Origin of the sequence: Paenibacillus luteus (genome assembly GCF_006542765.1) — a bacterium.
Taxonomy (GTDB): domain Bacteria; phylum Bacillota; class Bacilli; order Paenibacillales; family Paenibacillaceae; genus Pristimantibacillus; species Pristimantibacillus luteus.
In genome coordinates this window covers 68,483-84,332 of the sequence record NZ_SKCD01000019.1, presented here as the reverse complement: position 1 = coordinate 84,332, position 15,850 = coordinate 68,483, and the positions used below count along the sequence as shown (strand labels likewise).

The window sequence follows — 15,850 nt, the reverse complement described above, 5'->3', positions numbered from 1 at the left end:
ATTAGGCTTGCAGCTGAGCTAAAATTTGCGGGTCCTTCAGCTTGGTATCCTGTGCTAGCAGCACGATTTTGGACAAAATCTCTGCTGTCTTCGGATCTTCATCCATAAAGGGCAGGAACAGCTTCCCTCTATGCTGCGAATGAACCGGAATGATGGCGAGCGCCCCCTTGGCTTGCTTATAAACGCTGCCGCTTCCCAGATGGACGCTGTATTCGCCAAGCTTCCCGGCGATCAAGGCATGATTGCCTTCCAAGCGGACGTTGTCAATCTTCAGCAAGCGCAGCGATTCACGCACGATCGCTCCACGCATGCCGATCGTGGTCAGGCTAGCTTCAGGATCGATGCCGCCAACATGGGCTACGCTCACGACCAGATCAACATCTCGCATCACTTCGGAGAAAACGAGACTTGGCACCTCGGCAATATCGAGTCCCTTCATCGTCATTCGATCGAAGAAACGTACCGTTTCAAGCGTTGGACTCTCAACATCGGAAGGAGAGAACCAATCCGCCAGGGCGTAGATATTCGCAATGACATTCTGTTTGTAATAGACCTTTTGCAAGCCCTCCTCGTAGCTGACCGTCCATTTACGGCCTTTGAGCAAACTGACGGTCTTGCGCGGCTGTACCTGGTGCCCCGCATAGCGGCGCGACAACGATCCGCTCGCAAGCTCATCCTCGCTAGGCAAATATAACTCTCTAAATATTTGCTTAAAGGGCTGCTTTTGCTGCCTGTCAAACAAATCCTTCTGATAGTAGCTCCAATCGCCGCTTTCATATAAATGAAGCGGATGAGCAATGATTAGCTGATCGCTCTCTTTCATTTGGTAAGGAGCGTCATTCGCACCGTTTAGCCTTCCCGCTTCAAAATAACCCAAATGCTCATTTACTTTAAATACAAGAATACTGACTAAAGGCGACAGCACCGGATTTTGCGCTAGTTTGCTGATTTCCTGCAGCGTGAAGCTGCTTCCTGCCTCCATCGAGCGTTCCAGCTCTGCCCGTGCTCTTCTGTACTGGTCCGTCAGCTCGGTCTTGGTTTCCTTGAGCGCTGCAATGTACTCATGCTTCTTGTAAGCAGGCGGGACTGCCTTTAATGCCTTGCCTTGCTTCTGCACCTGGATCTCCGTCTTGCCAGCCTCGTCAATAACCAGTTGAACCGTCACGGCGTCATCCAACGGATGCGGCTCGAAAAAGTGAAGGAGCTCCTCCAGCTTCTTGCTCTCCATATCCCAGGTTAAGCGGATCACATCAGCATAACCCGCATTGCGCGCCAGATTATCCAGCGCTATGCTGGACGTCTTCTCCTCGCTTGCCCTACGCTGGGCGCCAAATGCCTTGCTCTCCTTCAGGAAGCGCTGAATAAAGGAATAACGCTCCAGCACGTCTCGTGACTGCTCTCCATCCGCAGCCAAAGGCAGCAGGCTGTAGCTTAGCAAATGATCCTTGTTTCGTTTCTCGGCAATCGAGCTCTGAAGCTCCCCTAAGCTGAGCTTGCCTAGCACTGCATCGGCAAACAGCTGCGAACGCCTATGGTTCGATCCCGCAGAAATATATTTGGCGCATTGGTACAGTACGCCAAATCGCTCTACCCCAAGCTCCTCATAGGCTTGCCGGAACCATTCAATATCGAAGGCGCCATCATTGAAGTCCTGCGGTGCAATCGGCGAATAATGCGCTACGACGGTTTCCTTTTCGGCTGAGAAGGATTCATTGATATGTGCATGGAAATACCAAGCCGCGCTGCGCAGGCCGCTCCATCCCAAGTAACTGGAGATGAGATCTACCCATTGCGGTGCATACATCGCAGCCTCAAGCAGGCGGGACTCCGCAATGTTGCGGGACTGCAGCAGCTCTCGCAGCAGCACCTCGTCCTCTCCTTTGCGAGGATGGCATACCTTCAACAGGTGGCTAAAGGTTTCCTTCTTCGTTACGTCTTTGCCATAGCCATAAATGTAACCCCGAACGAACGACTCTTTATCCAGCCCTTCCAATATGGCGATCAAGTAATTCATACCCTCTAGATATCGAATGCTTGTAGCTAGATTCGTAACCTCGGTGGCCAGATCTCCCCTGCTTAGCTCAATCTCCAATATTCGCTCAACGACTCGATCCTTGTACTGGCTCAAGTTCGGATAAAGCTCAAGCAGCTTACTTTGCGGACTAGTCAGCTCCCTGATCCGGTTGCTGCTGCCTTGCCTTCCGATATACTCCCTTAGCAGCTCATTCTCATCAATAAGCCCCAGTTCGAGTGCCCGAGCAAAGTCGCTGGCATTTAAATGATGAGATTCATAACGGCTCATTTCGTACAATTGGTAATAAGCTTTGAAATAAGCCTTAAATGACTCGTCATCATGTATGCTCGAACGTACCCATTCCCTCCAGAAGTCGGTATACAATTCCAGAAGCTCGCTTTCCTCGTATACACGGTCGGCTGGAAAGCATTGCATCATCAAGCCCAGGATATGGTTCGAGATTTCAAATAGCTCCGGCTTTGCGCATTCTTCCAAATAAGCGCTGATGAGTTCATATACCTGTCTCTGATAGGGAACATTTTCGGTCAAGGCATTTGTCTCACGCAGAACATCCATCGGATAAAGCTGATCCAGCAGCTCCTTGCGCCAGCCCTCCGGCGGCTCATAGGTAGATGTCCGCCAGTGCTCCAGCTCTCCGTAATAATAGCGGGCCAGTGTCTGGGCTCTACGGTAAAAGTGAAGCTGCAGCAATTCAGATGCTCCAAATCCGCTTTCCTCCAAATAAGTCTCCCACACCTGAGTTAAAGGGTATCTTGCCAGTATGGGAGTGCCATCTTCCTCCTCATAACGCCATTTGAAGCTCGTTAGCCTAGCTCCTACAAGAAGGGATTCCTTAGCGCCTGAATAATCCGTTACTTCGTATTCATGCTCACGGTGCAGATGAACGAGATCGGAGAGCCCTTTAACAAACTCATTAATTTGTTCGAGGCTCAGGTTAAAATAGCCTCTTGCCTCCTGAAGAGCGGATAGCGGCAGCTGCTCTCTCTCCGACAGCTCTCCCGTTCCAAGCGCAGGGTCGAATAAACCAAAACCGTTGCTGAGCGTATAGGTTTCCTTTTGCTTGAGCTTTGCAATTAACAAGCGTTCCTTTTCGGTTGGCTCCGCAATGGAATCTACGTTATCCTGCAAGGCTTCAGAAAGCCCGGCGTGTGAGGGCTCATCCTTCATCTCCGTCAGAAGCTCAAGTGCGGCCAGGCGCTGAAGCTCGTTGCGGCTCTTAAGAAGAAGCGAGAGGACCGCTTCCAGCTGCCTTGCCGGCTGCTGCAGCAGCAAACCAATGGCTCCTTGACGCAGCGACCCTGTTTTTAGCTTCAGGAGAGCAGAGACCGCTTCAATCTCATCGTCGTTCAGCTCCATATGGGCAGCCTTCCGAATGGCAATCTCTCGGTTGCTCATGCTTTTGTCTGACAAACTGTCGATCAGGAAATTACGCTGTGCCTCGTTCGCCGGATCATTCATAAAATAGTTCAGCAGCTCGGACCTGCTGTCAGGGCTGAGCGTATCCTTTAATCCGATCAGCTCTGTAATCCATTCCGCATCCATATCATAGGCCGTCAAATAAAGCAGCTTGCGAACGATCATTTCGGTTGAATACGTGTAGCCGCGCCAATCAAATACGCTGGACTTGGCCGTAACCTCCTTCGAGGGCATGCCGCTGAGGAGCAGCCTGAACTGCTCGAACTGCGTTCTTCTCACAGCCTTGTCAGCCAGCAGCAGCGACGGCTTCAGCTCTAAAAGCCGTTCGGTGCCTCCTTTCGAACTCTCCCAGCGGTAGGAATAACCAAATGTGTAGTTAGATACGACCCAATATTGCAGCTCCTTGTTCGTCTCGCCAAGCCAGTTTTGCGCGATTGAAAAACGGGCATCGTCATTCTGGCTTTGCGCTAGCATATATTGCGCCGCAATTTTGCGATAATCGTCGTTGCTCTCCATAATTAGATTGATTTTATCGTAAAGAAGCTTCTCTTCCTTCACTGCAATCGCCCATAAGCTGATAAACAGCTCATTCACGTTGCTGCTCTCAAGGCCCTTTTCCACCACAGCTGGATCAGCAAGACACTGCGCAGCAAACGTTATCACCTGCTTAGTCACACGTGTATTAGCCGCTTCCAGCCCCAAGCCCGTCCATACATCAACCGCTCTGACAACCGAGCTATAACGGATCAAATCATGCTCGGTCACAACCTCCAGCATGTACTTCATCGCCTCAACGGTTCCCTCATCCATCGCTTCCACGATACTTTGGCGAAGCCCCTCCTGCAGCCTGGCAGCAACAAGCAGCTCCCCCATCATCCGGTAGGCTTCCGTGCTATGACTAAGAAAAATGCCTGTAATCATGCTGCGCGCCAGCAGCGCCGTGTTATTATCGCCATGGATAATATCCTTTAAAGCCTCCAGAATGGCTTCATTTCCGTCATCAATGCCATAGGCGATAATATCGGCAATAGCCGTAGCCGGAAATTGGTATTCATTTTGCGCCATATAGCCAGGCTTCATTAGATATTCAGCAACCGAGAAGTCGCGGCCATTCAAATGAAATAAGGAAATCATTTTCGTCAGCAAACGGTCCAAATGCAGCCTTTGTTCCTTCGTTCGAAACGGTCTGCGCGCATAACCGCTGCTATAAGGATATTCCGTCGCATGCTCAGCCATATAACGGAATACATGGGCGTATGACGGGTCAAGCAGCTCGGCTACGATGTCAACTAGCGGCTCGAACAGCGGTTGCTCCTGCTCCGAAGCCAATGACAGAAGCTGCTCCTTAATGCCTGTGCTGATCTCGTAATCGTTATATCCTCTCTCACCAAGAGTCACGAGCAGCAAAGCAAGCTGCTTATGGGAATCGGAAAGCACAAGTCCGTTCACTTTGTCCTTTATGCTTTGAAAGTACTGTTTTTGTTCTCCTCTATCCATTCTCTTGCCTCCTTAGCTTTTCGTTTACCACATTCTCCCTGCCAGCATCGTAAAACGAATAAATGCGATTTCATCGCCTTCTTGCAGCGCAAGCGGCGCATCAAGATTGTCTATTTCGTTATCCTTGATGAACACCCGGAATAACCCATCCTCAAAGGCAAGCAGCGCTGTTGCTGCCGCTTCCTCCTCATCCGCTTTTTTCTCATTATATAGCATTCCAAAGCCAACCTTGCCGCTCGTGCTCTGCAGTTCGATATCTGCTTTGGTTAGAAAAGAAACAAGCGGCACCTCTGTCTGCCGAGCATTAAACAACCTGACATTCGTCGCAACGATATCTATGATTAAGGACCGCAAAGTCGATGGGGCTTCTGATAGCTGCCACGCCAGACGATCAAGATGGTTTTTTTTCTTGCCTAAGCTTTTAACTGTTATGTAAACCTTTAACACCGCTGCACCTCCAGCTTATTAAGTACAGAATCAAACGATATAAGTTGAACTAAAGCTTCTCGTTTTGGTGGCTGCGCGAGTAGATCATTTGATGGGGTCGCGCTTGCAGCCGAATTCTTAAATTGGCTAAGACATGTAAAGGTAAGAATCTAGCTACTAAGGCGAGCACTTCATTTTTTCCAATCGATCTTCTCGCTTCTCATATCCTTCATTTCTTTCGTTCAACTTATCTATCTCTTCAAAACCCAGGCAAAGTTGCCCATTTGGGGCTTCTGAGCTAGATTAGATCTATTTTGTAGACCTATTTCATCGGTTTCTGCTACTTGCGCCAAAATTAGATCTAAAATTAGCTCTATTGCTCCAAAACCCAACCATCAGCTGCTCTTTTGAAGGCGCTGGGTTAGATTAGATCTACTTTTTAGACCTATTTCATCAATTTCGGATATTTATGCCCGAATAGATCTAAAAATTAGATCTATTTCTCCAAAACCCAGCCATATCCAGTCCATTTGGAGCCGCTAATCTAAATTAGATCTATTTTTTTAGACCTATTTCATCCATTTCGGCTATTTGCGCCAGATTAGATCTAAAAATTAGATCTATTCCTCCAAAGCCCAGCCATATCCAGTACATTTGGGGCCGCTGGGCTAGATTAGATCTATTTTTTAGACCTATTTCATCCATCACATCTATCTCATCGATTTCGGCTATTTCTGCTTAAATTACGAGACAAGTGATGACCATGGAAATCGAACAGCAGACTAACAGAAAGTTTGTGCGCGAACGGTTTCCCCACTAAAACAAGATTAATGAATGATAAGATCCAACAACTGCTGTTTGAAGACGGGAGGATGATCCAAGATTATTTATGGAGGAAATCCCCAATTATAAATGGACGATCATTAACCAACTGTGCGTCCGTTTGGAATCCTGCTTTGAGAAGCTCTTTAAGTCTAAAATCATTAATTGAACTTATATAGTACCCAGATGAGGGTAAAACCTCACTCCCTAGTACCAAGAAGGAGCTGCCGCAATGATAAAGATGGAGCGACTCTGCTTAGTACCAAGAAGAGCTGCCGCAGAGATAAGGAAGGAGCGACTCTGCTTAGCACCAAGAAGGAGCTGCCGCTAGGCATCGACGTAAACATGCTGCAGGAGCTCCTTCATGATTGCCACGTCCATTAGCGGGCGTAGCCGGCCGGAATTCTCTCCAGCAGACTGCTGCCGTAAAGCTTGTTCAGCTCCAGCTCCGGCATATGAATGTAACCGATATAACAGCCACACGCCTTCATCCCGCAGGGCCGATCCGCCGTTAGCCCTTCCAGGCCGTCACGATAAAGATGCCCAATGATTCTGCGATCACTGTAGCAGCGCTTGACGATGCCCGCTCCCTGCACATAAAACACGTTTGAGCCTGCTCCGCAAGCTTTGCCGAGGCTGTCATAATCAGGCACGTTCAGCTGGAAGTGCGGGTCAATTTGTGTTAAATATGCCTTTTCTTCCTCCGTATAATACGCTTTGCGGTCCTTAAAAGCATTGACCCACAGATAGACATCTTCCGGGAGCACCTTCCGTAGCTCACCGATCGCGTCGAACGCACTACGGATACCCACCGACCCCACGCTGAACGGAATTCGCTGCTCATAAAGCGTCATGCATTGGCGCAGAAAATTCGCTTCGCTCGTTTGTCCGGGATGATAAGTCACCCAAAAGGCAGCCTTCTCCCTTGCAAGCTGCTGCGTCCAGTCCAGCTTTACCGACAGGTTCGTTTGTACCGCCACCTTATCCACATGCGGCAAGCCGGATAGCTCCACCATCGCTTCACGGTACCAGCGATGAACGAGCGCTTCCCCGTAAGGGTTGAAAAATATCGAAAGCCGATGGCCAGCAGACTCTTGCCCGCGAACCCAGCTCATGAAATTTTCCAGCTGCTGCTTATCCTTTGCAAGCGTTGCTTTGCTATCCGTCGTCTTGCTAAAGGGACAATACGGGCAATCATAATTACAGGATGACAATGCGCCGCGATAATAAAGAGTTGCCCTCATCGAACAACATAGCTGTTCATCAGCTCTCTCACATCGCCAGAAATAAACTCGTCCCCGATTGCATCCGAATACGCCATCCCTTTCGTCGTCAATCTCAAAATGCCAGACTCAAGAACGGCTAAATCGATGCTGAGCAGCTCTTCCAAATCGGGGTGCTCGTCCATAGCATCGCTGCCGAAACGGTCGCCGTAGGTCGACAGTTCGAGTCCCTCTTGGTGCAGCAGCGCCTTCAATATGAATCTGCGCTTTTGCTCGGCCGCATTTAAGAGGAAGCCATAATTGGCCGAATCATGCCGGTCAGCGGCTACATACTCTTCAATAATACTGCGCGTTGCCGCCGCACTTACTCCATATTTTGAAGCATAGTGCACCTCGCGCGTATAAGAGCGGGCGCCGCAGCCAAGTCCGGCCATTCCTTCTTCCTGACAGCTGAAGGGCAGTATGCTCTTGTGAGCAAATGACGTTTCCTTGGCAAAGCGACGCATTGAAAATTGCTTATATCCCGCTTCCTCCAGAAGCTGGCGGGCAATATGATAAAGCTCCAGGCGGATATCCGATCCCGAATTTCGAATCTGCTCCGGCTTTAGAATCGTATTCTCACGCGTGTACAGCGGATAAATAAAAATTTCTCCCGGTCCATAGCTGATTGCCTTCTCCAATGAATATAACCAAGTCTCTGCCGTTTGACCCGGCAAGCCATAAATAAGATCCAAATTCACAAGCGGAAACGAATAGGACATCAAAGTGTCCAGTGCTTCTTCTGCAAGCCGCGGTTTCTGTGGACGGTAAATCGCCGCTGCTTCTTCTTCCACGAAGCTTTGGATCCCCATGCTCACGCGGTCTACGAGGCGTTCCTTCAGTACACCCATGCGATCTGTCGTCACCGTCTCCGGTGACGTTTCAACCGAAATGGATGCTTTCATCGGATCAAGGCCCATCGTATGCTCAGCAATATCAAATAGGCGATTTAGTTGTTTTGCTTCCAGCAGCGTTGGCGTTCCTCCGCCAATCGCGAACCGGGAGAACGTACGGTTACGGAACCATGGCGCCCACTGCTCCGCCTGCCTCTGCAGCGCATCGACATATTGCTCATGAACGTCTACTCGCCTGTCCGGCAGCGTAAACAAATTACAGAACCCGCAGCGGGCTCCGCAAAAAGGAATATGGATATACAAAAAATGATAGTCTGTTTGGTCCTGTTCCCAAAGCTCCCGGAGAGATACAGGGGGCTGCAAATCGCGATAAGCCGTCTTATGCGGGTAGGAATATAAATACGAACGATATGGCGCGCGCATCCAGCGCTGCTCCCGTTCCTGCAGCTCGGCAGATGTGTATGGCGAAGTTGGATGTAACAAGCTGCTTCCCCTCCTTATTCCAAAATAAATTCGCGATACGGAACGTTCCAGACGACTTCATGGGCCAAACGGTGGCCCTCATAGCCATCCTCGCCGTAAGCCGTCCCATGATCGGAAAATGCTAGGCATAATGTCTTACCCCTTTTCCGCATCGCTTCAAACAAAGGACCTAATTGGCTGTCCACATACCGAAGCGCAGCCCGCTGTGTCTCAACCGAATCCTGCTTTGCGCCAGGCACAAAGTAGTGATTAGGCCCATGCATAGCCGAAATATTCATGAATAAAAATAACCGTTCATTCGGGTCAGCCTTCTCCAGAAGTTTCAGCGCATGATTGACCTGATGCTCGGTCGAGCGGGGATTCGTCACTCCAAAGGTCATCCGCCAATAGCTCTCTTGAAAATAGCCGGGCAGCACTTTGGCCAGCTTGTTTTTTTTCGTAAAAAAAATGACGCCTCCGATGCAGACCGTCCGGTAACCCGCCTCCTGCAAGCCGGATACGAGATCCGGAGCGTCAAATAACCATGTATGGGGATCCGTTCTGAGTCCCGTATTTTCCGTATGGAACAGCCTTACGTGGGAGGCTTTGTCCGTATTCGCAGGCGTAGGCAGGAAACCGCCAAAAAAAGCGTGATGGGCAGCATAGGTAAAGCTGCCCGGCGTATGCCGCTTCTCCCAGCCTCCGCTTCCGCATAGGTTAGGGCAATATTCTTCCTCGAGCTTCGCTGCGTCGTAGCGAAGCGTATCAAGCGTAATCATCAGTATATCGTGGCTGCCCACGATTTGGTTCATATCAAGCATAGTTGTCTAATCCTTTCCGTGAAGCTGAAGCATCTGCCACTCATAGGTGTTCATTCCCTCGTACTCAGCTCCGTATAGCAAATCGCCAAAAGGATTGATGTCGATCGGATAGGTCATGCCGTTTCCCCGCTGAACGAGCACATCTACGCCTGCCATAGTGCTCCCCGGAAAAGCACGAAGCGCAGCTTCTGCGGTATGTTTCACCGCTTGCCTCAGCTCTGCCGAGAGCAGTTCGGAAGCATCTGTCCGCCGTTCATTACGCAAATGCAAATTCGTAATCGGCGTATGGCTTAATCGCACTACGGTGTGGCAAGCCTGACCTCCCACGACCAGCTGTCGCACATCGAATGACTTGCTGTCATAGCTCTCCTTTTCAATCCAGCGCTCAACATGCGCGCCTTGACGGCAAACCCAATCGACAATGCGCCGGATATCCGAACGTTCTTGGTAGCGCCTAAGCAAACCCGCGTTATAAAATCGGTAACCGCCCGCAATCTCTTCGATGCCAATCGTTGTAATGGCAATCTCAGCTCCCGTACGAGGGTTTGTCTGGTAAGCGATAACGCCTGCGGCTCCAGAGCCGCAGGCGAGTTTAATAAACAAACGCTTCATTCCGCTTAGAAGGATAGCAGCCTGAAGCTCGTCATAGTTTTTAATGGAACCCACTGGCGCAGGCAGCGCTGGCATTGATAAGCCATGCTGAGACAGCAGTTGCCAGCATCTTCTTTTGTCAAACATCCTTGCGATACTATCCGGGGTATTCACCCAGCCAACCCGAACGCCTGCCGCTTCCGCCTCTTGCTGTATAACCGCAAGAAAGCGGCAGTAACCACGGTACCACTGCGCCGGATACAAGAGGGTTCCATGCTCCTGAGGCAGACGGATCGCTTCTGAAGCCGTGACGGAAATATCCTCCGGCAAAGGTCCTGCCGACCAAAACGAGTCGTCCCCGCTTCGATCCGGCGCTCCCCAAGCAATCAGCTCACGCTCAACGGTCTGATCCTCACCGGGCGCGTCCAGCCGTACAATCACCTCGCTGCAGTCTTTGTACTCTAGCAGCACCTCTTCTATGTACAAAGTCCGCTTAAGGAGCTGCTCGTAAGGAAGAACGATGGCAGGAGCGAGCCCCAGCTTGGTTCTTGCAGCTTGCAGTCCAATCGTACGTTTGTTGGCGGGATTTCCGATCAACAGAAACGGTCGCTCCCCGCTCGCTTTCTCAACGGTTCTAACCATTACTCCGTCAGGAACGGATAACGCCAATCCTCTTCATCCGCTTCCTGCTGGTCCGTCACGTCAACCGACAAACCGGATTGCTTCCACCGCAGCAGCAGCTCATCGGACATATAATGGTAGCTTAGGTTCAAATGCTTAAGCTTCTTGATCCGCTCGCTTGCAAGCAGCGCTTGCCCGCCTTCGTCCGACAGCGTGCCGTAAGACAAATCAAGGGTATCCAATTGATCCAAAATAGGCGCATCCGCAGCCGCAATAGCAATTTCGTCCTGAATTTCACTGTCCTTTAGTCCTAGGTATTTCAGGTTGGGAAATAAATCCCCATTAAGCAGCGGCAATATATCTTCGACGCCGCCGTCGAAGCCGTAATTATCCACACCCAAATAAAGTTCCAGCTTCTTGAGTTTTGGCAACCTTGCGCTTGTGATTTCCTCGATCACTGATTTTGGCAATCCGCCGCAAATGATAACGAGCTCCTCCAGCTTGCCGTGAACGAGCGGCTGCAAGCTCAGATCCTGACTGCCCTTGATCGTCAAGGATTGCAGCTCAGGGAAAGCTTCTAGCAGAGGCGCAAGGTTCGTCTGGTTAATCCACGAAACCTCGCATTCTTCAAAACCCATATCTCCAATAAAGATCTTTTTCAAATTTGGAAAAGAGTCCTTATGTTTTATCAAAGTTTCCACGAAGCTGTCCGGAGAATTTTCATACGCCTGACCCCAATCGCCAATCGTCAGTATGGACAGCTTCGCGCCGTCCGGGCTAGATGCCAATTTCTCGATCAAGTCTGACATCCTTGCGCCTTCTTCATACTCGTCATAACCTATCGATAAGCGAATTTCAATCAAGAGTATCCCTCCATTTGTTTCCATATGAATTTAGGGTAACATGTCATTTTTCCACGCGTCAATGGTCCCATAGTCACATCTACCCTGCTCATGCCAAGCTCAAACATCCCGTTTCACCTACTCGCCACTACCTAGCCCCGTTTCTGCTCTGTAAGAACACCTGTGTTCTTACTGAGCAAAACCCAAAACAACAAAAAAAGCTAAGCAGCTCCATAGCGGAGCTCTCAGCTTTTTAGGCGGGATAATGACAGGCTACCCAGTGCTCGCGCTCAACCTCCACAAGCTCCGGCTGCTCGTTCTTGCAAAGCACGGTCGCTGCAGGGCAGCGGGTATGGAAGCGGCACCCTGAGGGAGGGCTAGCGGGGGAGGGTATTTCGCCGCTGATCGCGGTCAGCTCACGCTTGCGCGATGGATCCGGCCACGGAATCGAGGCAATTAGCGCTCGCGTATAATGATGTGAGGGATGCGTGAACAGCTCTTCGCTATCAGCAATCTCAACTAGCTTGCCTAAATACATGACGCCGATTCGATTTGAAATATGCCTAACCACATGAAGTCCGTGGGCAATAAACAGATAGGTCAGTCCTAGGTTTTGCTGCAGCTCCTGCATTAAATTGACGATCTGCGCCTGAACGGATACATCCAGCGCAGACACCGCTTCGTCTGCGAGTACAAACGAAGGATTAAGCGCAATCGCTCTCGCGATACCAATCCGCTGCCGTTGGCCGCCAGAAAATTCATGCGGGAAACGCTCGTGCCAAGAAGGATTTAACCCGACTACGTGGAGAAGCTCCTCGATTCGCGATTTTTTCTCGGCTGCGCTCAGCGAGGTATGGATAGAAAGTGGCTCTCCAATAATATCGCCAACCCGCCAGCGGGGATTCATCGAACCGAACGGGTCCTGAAAAATCATCTGCATTTCCTTGCGCTTCTCATGCAGCAGCGACGGTTTCATATCGGTGAGCTGCTGACCAGCAAAACTCACCTTGCCCGCCGTGGCTTTCTCCAGCTGCATAATGACCCGTCCGAGCGTCGACTTTCCGCTGCCGGATTCGCCGACCAGCCCAAACGTCTCGCCCTTGCGAATTTGAAAAGATACGTCATCCACCGCTCGAATAGAGGATGAGTGGCGCGACAGGATACTTTTGCCCAGCGGGTAATACTTTTTCAAACCTTCGATTTCAAAGAGATGATCCGCTATCTGCGGCTCGGCTTCAGAAGTCTCGCGGACGATTAACTTCTCGGAAAGCACCGGACCTTCGGTCCGAGGATTGAGCCACAACTCCGCCTCCGCAATATCCTCTGCATACCAGCAGGCTGCCAAGCGGTCATTCACGTTTAAAAGCGGCGGGCTTTCCTTGACACATTTCTCCGTGGCGTGGGGGCAGCGCGGATGGAAGCGGCAGCCAGTCGGCAGCTCGAACAAATTGGGAATGCTCCCGTCGATCGAGAACAGCTTAGAGCCTCGGTCACTGTCAAGCGTCGTGACCGAACGAAGCAGACCTTGTGTATATGGATGATGCGGCTGCTCGAACAACTGCACCGCCGTCGCCTGCTCTACCACTTGTCCGGCATACATAACGATGATCCGGTCAGCCATCTCAGCCGCAATGCCCATATCATGTGTAATGAGAAGGATGGACATATTAAATTCCGACTTTAGCTCCTGCAGCAGCTGCAGAATTTGTGCTTGGATAGTCATATCAAGCGCAGTGGTCGGCTCATCGGCAATAAGCAGCTCTGGGCCGCAAGCCAATGCCATCGCAATCATTGCTCGCTGCAGCATGCCGCCAGACAGCTCTCCGGGATACTGCTTCATCCGCAGCTCCGGCTCAGGAATGCCGACGCGCCGCAACAGATCGACTGCCCGCTCCGAGGCTTTCTCGCGATTGCTCATTTTATGACCGACGATCACCTCAATGATTTGGCTTCCGATTGTGAACACCGGATCAAACGCAGACATGGGCTCCTGGAAGACCATGGCCATTTTTTTGCCGCGCAGCGTCCGCATGCTTTTTTGCGGGGCACGCACCAAATCTACGCCATTGAGCTTCATTTCTCCGCCCGCGATGACGCCGTTCTCATAATCGATCAAGCGCATAACCGATTTGGAGGTAATCGTCTTCCCGCTCCCCGACTCGCCGACAAGGCAGACGGTTTCGCCCGGCTTCATGGTCAGCGATACATCCGAAATCGCAGTCAGCCAGCCTTTCGGAGTGGCAAACTTGACGGTAAGATGCTCAATTTCAAGCAAAGCTTTCAAATGGATGCCCCCTCCTTAAAATCTGCTTTTTTTCGGGTCAATATGATCTCTAAGCTTGTCGCCCATCAGATTCACCGACAGCACAAGCATGGTGATCGCTAGGCCTGGGAAAGTGGACATCCACCAAGCCACGGTCAGATAACCTCTTCCTTGCGAGAGCAATGTTCCCCAATCCGGAATTTCCTTAATAACCCCGAGACCGAGAAAGCTCAGTCCCGATCCGATCAGGATCGACGTCCCCAAACCTATCGTTGCCATTACGAGCAGCGGAGACCAGGCATTCGGCAGCACATGGCGGAAAAAGATTCGCAGGTTGCCCGCGCCGACCGACCGTGCCGCCGTAATAAACGGCCGACCCTTAACACTAATGATTTGACCCCGGAATACCCTCGCATAGCCGGGAACGGCTGACAAAGCGACCGCCAGCACGACGTTGAACAAGCTAGGCCCCATGGCTGCGGCGATTGCTAGTGCGAACAGAATCCCCGGAATCGTCATTAATACTTCAATAAACCCCATAATGATCGTATCGAATATCCCGCCCAGAAAACCGGACAACGCCCCGATGGAGGCTCCAAGCAAGCCGCCAATAATGACCGAAGCGAGGCCGATCAGCAATGAATCTCGGCTGCCGTACACAACTACGCTGAACACGTCACGCCCGTAATAATCCGTCCCAAAAAAATGAGTTAGGCTTGGCGGCAGCATAATATCCGTCATAACCATTTCCGTAGGAGAATAAGGAGCAATTTGCCCTGGCATAAGCGCGCACAGCACAATGAAAATAACGACAAAGCCTGCTGCGTAAACGAGCAAGTTGGACACATTAAGTTTGGCCGTTCTCGGTGCTGATTGGCGCCAAGCCCTTGTTCTCGGCCAAGCGGTCTTGGCGACTGCGGTCTCCTTCACGATACATTCCCCTTTGCCTACTGCGAACGTCTTACTCTCGGATCGATAATTCGGTAAGAGAGGTCCACAATTAAATTAATAATGACGTACATGATCGCCGAGAAAAAAACGACGCCCTGCACAACCGGCAAATCCTTGGCCATGAGCGCATCAGAGATGACCCTGCCGATTCCTTGCCTTGAAAATACCGTTTCGATGACAACCGTGCCTGCCAGCAGCTCCCCGCTCAGCACGCCAATCATCGTCAGAGCCGGAATTAGCGCGTTCCGCAGAGCATGCCGGTACATGACCAGCTTCTCCGCTACGCCCTTCGCCCGCAGCGTCACGATAAACGGCTCATTGATCACCTCAAGCATGCTGTTGCGCACTAGCCGAACGACGAAGCCCGCACCAACGATACCCAGTCCAACTGCCGGCAGCACCAGCGTCTTCCAGCCCTCCGAGCCCATGGCGGGAAACCAGTCGAGTGTAATGGAGAAGATAAGGATGAGCAGGATGCCCGACCAGAAGGTCGGCATCGAAATGCCGAACAAGCCAACCACTCTTGCCGTAATATCGATCCAGCGATCACGGTGGATGGCCGACAGCACGCCAAGCCAAATGCCGACCACGGCTGCGATGAAGCAGCTCGCGGCCGTCAGGGCAAGCGTTGCCGGCAAATGGGTGATAATCTTAGGCAGCACCGGCTCGTCGTTAACGATCGATTTGCCGAAATCACCTTGCAAGGCCTTGCTGACATAAGAGCCGAACTGCTCATACAGCGGCCGGTCCACGCCAAGCTGCGCACGCAGGCTGGCCAGCACCTCCGGCGTTACCGTGCTCGGATCAACCATGGACAGAACCGGATCTCCAGGCAGCAAATAGACGATAACGAATACAAGCACAAGCGATCCGAGAATGACGAGTAGGGAGGTGAACAACCGAATACTAATCGTTTTGAGCATCACTTGCCTCCTGTATATGATTTGGAGCAATACCGGCTATTCCGCGGAGACGGTTATGTTCCGA

General features: G+C 51.1%; 11 protein-coding genes. 1 reads left to right on the top strand and 10 read right to left on the bottom strand.

Features of this window, described 5'->3' with window-relative positions:
• Position 1 precedes the first annotated feature (1 nt).
• Both E0496_RS15515 and E0496_RS15510 read right to left on the bottom strand, forming a co-directional pair.
• Complete coding sequence (locus E0496_RS15515) at positions 2-4,948, bottom strand: DUF4132 domain-containing protein (RefSeq protein ID WP_141502705.1); 4,947 nt, start codon at positions 4,946-4,948, stop codon at positions 2-4.
• A 24-nt stretch (positions 4,949-4,972) separates the two neighbouring features.
• A complete protein-coding gene (locus tag E0496_RS15510) occupies positions 4,973-5,395 on the bottom strand; it encodes a hypothetical protein (RefSeq protein WP_141502704.1) in 423 nt (140 codons plus the stop codon).
• A gap of 987 nt (positions 5,396-6,382) precedes the next feature.
• Between E0496_RS15510 and E0496_RS36185 the strand changes: the two genes are divergently transcribed.
• Positions 6,383-6,580, top strand: a complete 198-nt coding sequence (locus E0496_RS36185; protein WP_206669783.1) for a hypothetical protein — start codon at positions 6,383-6,385, stop codon at positions 6,578-6,580.
• Here the strand turns inward: E0496_RS36185 and E0496_RS15505 are convergent.
• From E0496_RS15505 to E0496_RS15470, 8 genes are all read right to left on the bottom strand, one after another.
• A complete protein-coding gene (locus E0496_RS15505; protein ID WP_141502703.1) occupies positions 6,577-7,440 on the bottom strand; it encodes an STM4011 family radical SAM protein in 864 nt (287 codons plus the stop codon). The two genes, E0496_RS36185 and E0496_RS15505, sit on opposite strands and share 4 nt — an antisense overlap.
• Entirely contained in the window at positions 7,437-8,735 is a 1,299-nt protein-coding gene (locus tag E0496_RS15500) for an STM4012 family radical SAM protein (RefSeq protein ID WP_141502748.1), read from the bottom strand. Before E0496_RS15500 ends, E0496_RS15505 begins: the two co-directional genes overlap by 4 nt.
• Before the next feature lie 74 nt (positions 8,736-8,809).
• Positions 8,810-9,595 carry an STM4013/SEN3800 family hydrolase gene (locus tag E0496_RS15495; protein WP_141502702.1) on the bottom strand — a complete coding sequence of 262 codons (786 nt, stop codon included), beginning with the start codon at positions 9,593-9,595 and terminating at the stop codon, positions 8,810-8,812.
• 6 nt (positions 9,596-9,601) lie between these two features.
• Positions 9,602-10,855, bottom strand: coding sequence for an STM4014 family protein (locus E0496_RS15490; protein ID WP_241674818.1), 1,254 nt, complete (start codon positions 10,853-10,855; stop codon positions 9,602-9,604).
• Positions 10,828-11,694, bottom strand: a complete 867-nt coding sequence (locus E0496_RS15485) for an STM4015 family protein (protein WP_421923980.1) — start codon at positions 11,692-11,694, stop codon at positions 10,828-10,830. The genes E0496_RS15490 and E0496_RS15485 overlap by 28 nt, the downstream gene beginning before the upstream one ends.
• Positions 11,695-11,902: 208 nt before the next feature.
• Positions 11,903-13,933 (bottom strand): ABC transporter ATP-binding protein, encoded by a 2,031-nt coding sequence (locus E0496_RS15480; protein ID WP_141502700.1) that lies wholly within the window; start codon positions 13,931-13,933, stop codon positions 11,903-11,905.
• A 15-nt stretch (positions 13,934-13,948) separates the two neighbouring features.
• On the bottom strand, positions 13,949-14,842 hold the full coding sequence (locus E0496_RS15475) for an ABC transporter permease (RefSeq protein WP_141502699.1): 894 nt from the start codon (positions 14,840-14,842) through the stop codon (positions 13,949-13,951).
• A 17-nt stretch (positions 14,843-14,859) separates the two neighbouring features.
• Positions 14,860-15,786 (bottom strand): ABC transporter permease, encoded by a 927-nt coding sequence (locus E0496_RS15470; RefSeq protein WP_141502698.1) that lies wholly within the window; start codon positions 15,784-15,786, stop codon positions 14,860-14,862.
• Positions 15,787-15,850 lie beyond the last annotated feature (64 nt).

Coding starts and splice junctions, on each gene's coding strand:
- E0496_RS15500 (WP_141502748.1), bottom strand. CDS start 8,735: ATGCGCGCGCCATATCGTTCGTATTTATATTCCTACCCGCATAAGACG.
- E0496_RS15485 (WP_421923980.1), bottom strand. CDS start 11,694: ATGGAAACAAATGGAGGGATACTCTTGATTGAAATTCGCTTATCGATA.
- E0496_RS15495 (WP_141502702.1), bottom strand. CDS start 9,595: ATGCTTGATATGAACCAAATCGTGGGCAGCCACGATATACTGATGATT.
- E0496_RS15505 (WP_141502703.1), bottom strand. CDS start 7,440: ATGAGGGCAACTCTTTATTATCGCGGCGCATTGTCATCCTGTAATTAT.
- E0496_RS15515 (WP_141502705.1), bottom strand. CDS start 4,948: ATGGATAGAGGAGAACAAAAACAGTACTTTCAAAGCATAAAGGACAAA.
- E0496_RS36185 (WP_206669783.1), top strand. CDS start 6,383: ATGAGGGTAAAACCTCACTCCCTAGTACCAAGAAGGAGCTGCCGCAAT.
- E0496_RS15470 (WP_141502698.1), bottom strand. CDS start 15,786: ATGCTCAAAACGATTAGTATTCGGTTGTTCACCTCCCTACTCGTCATT.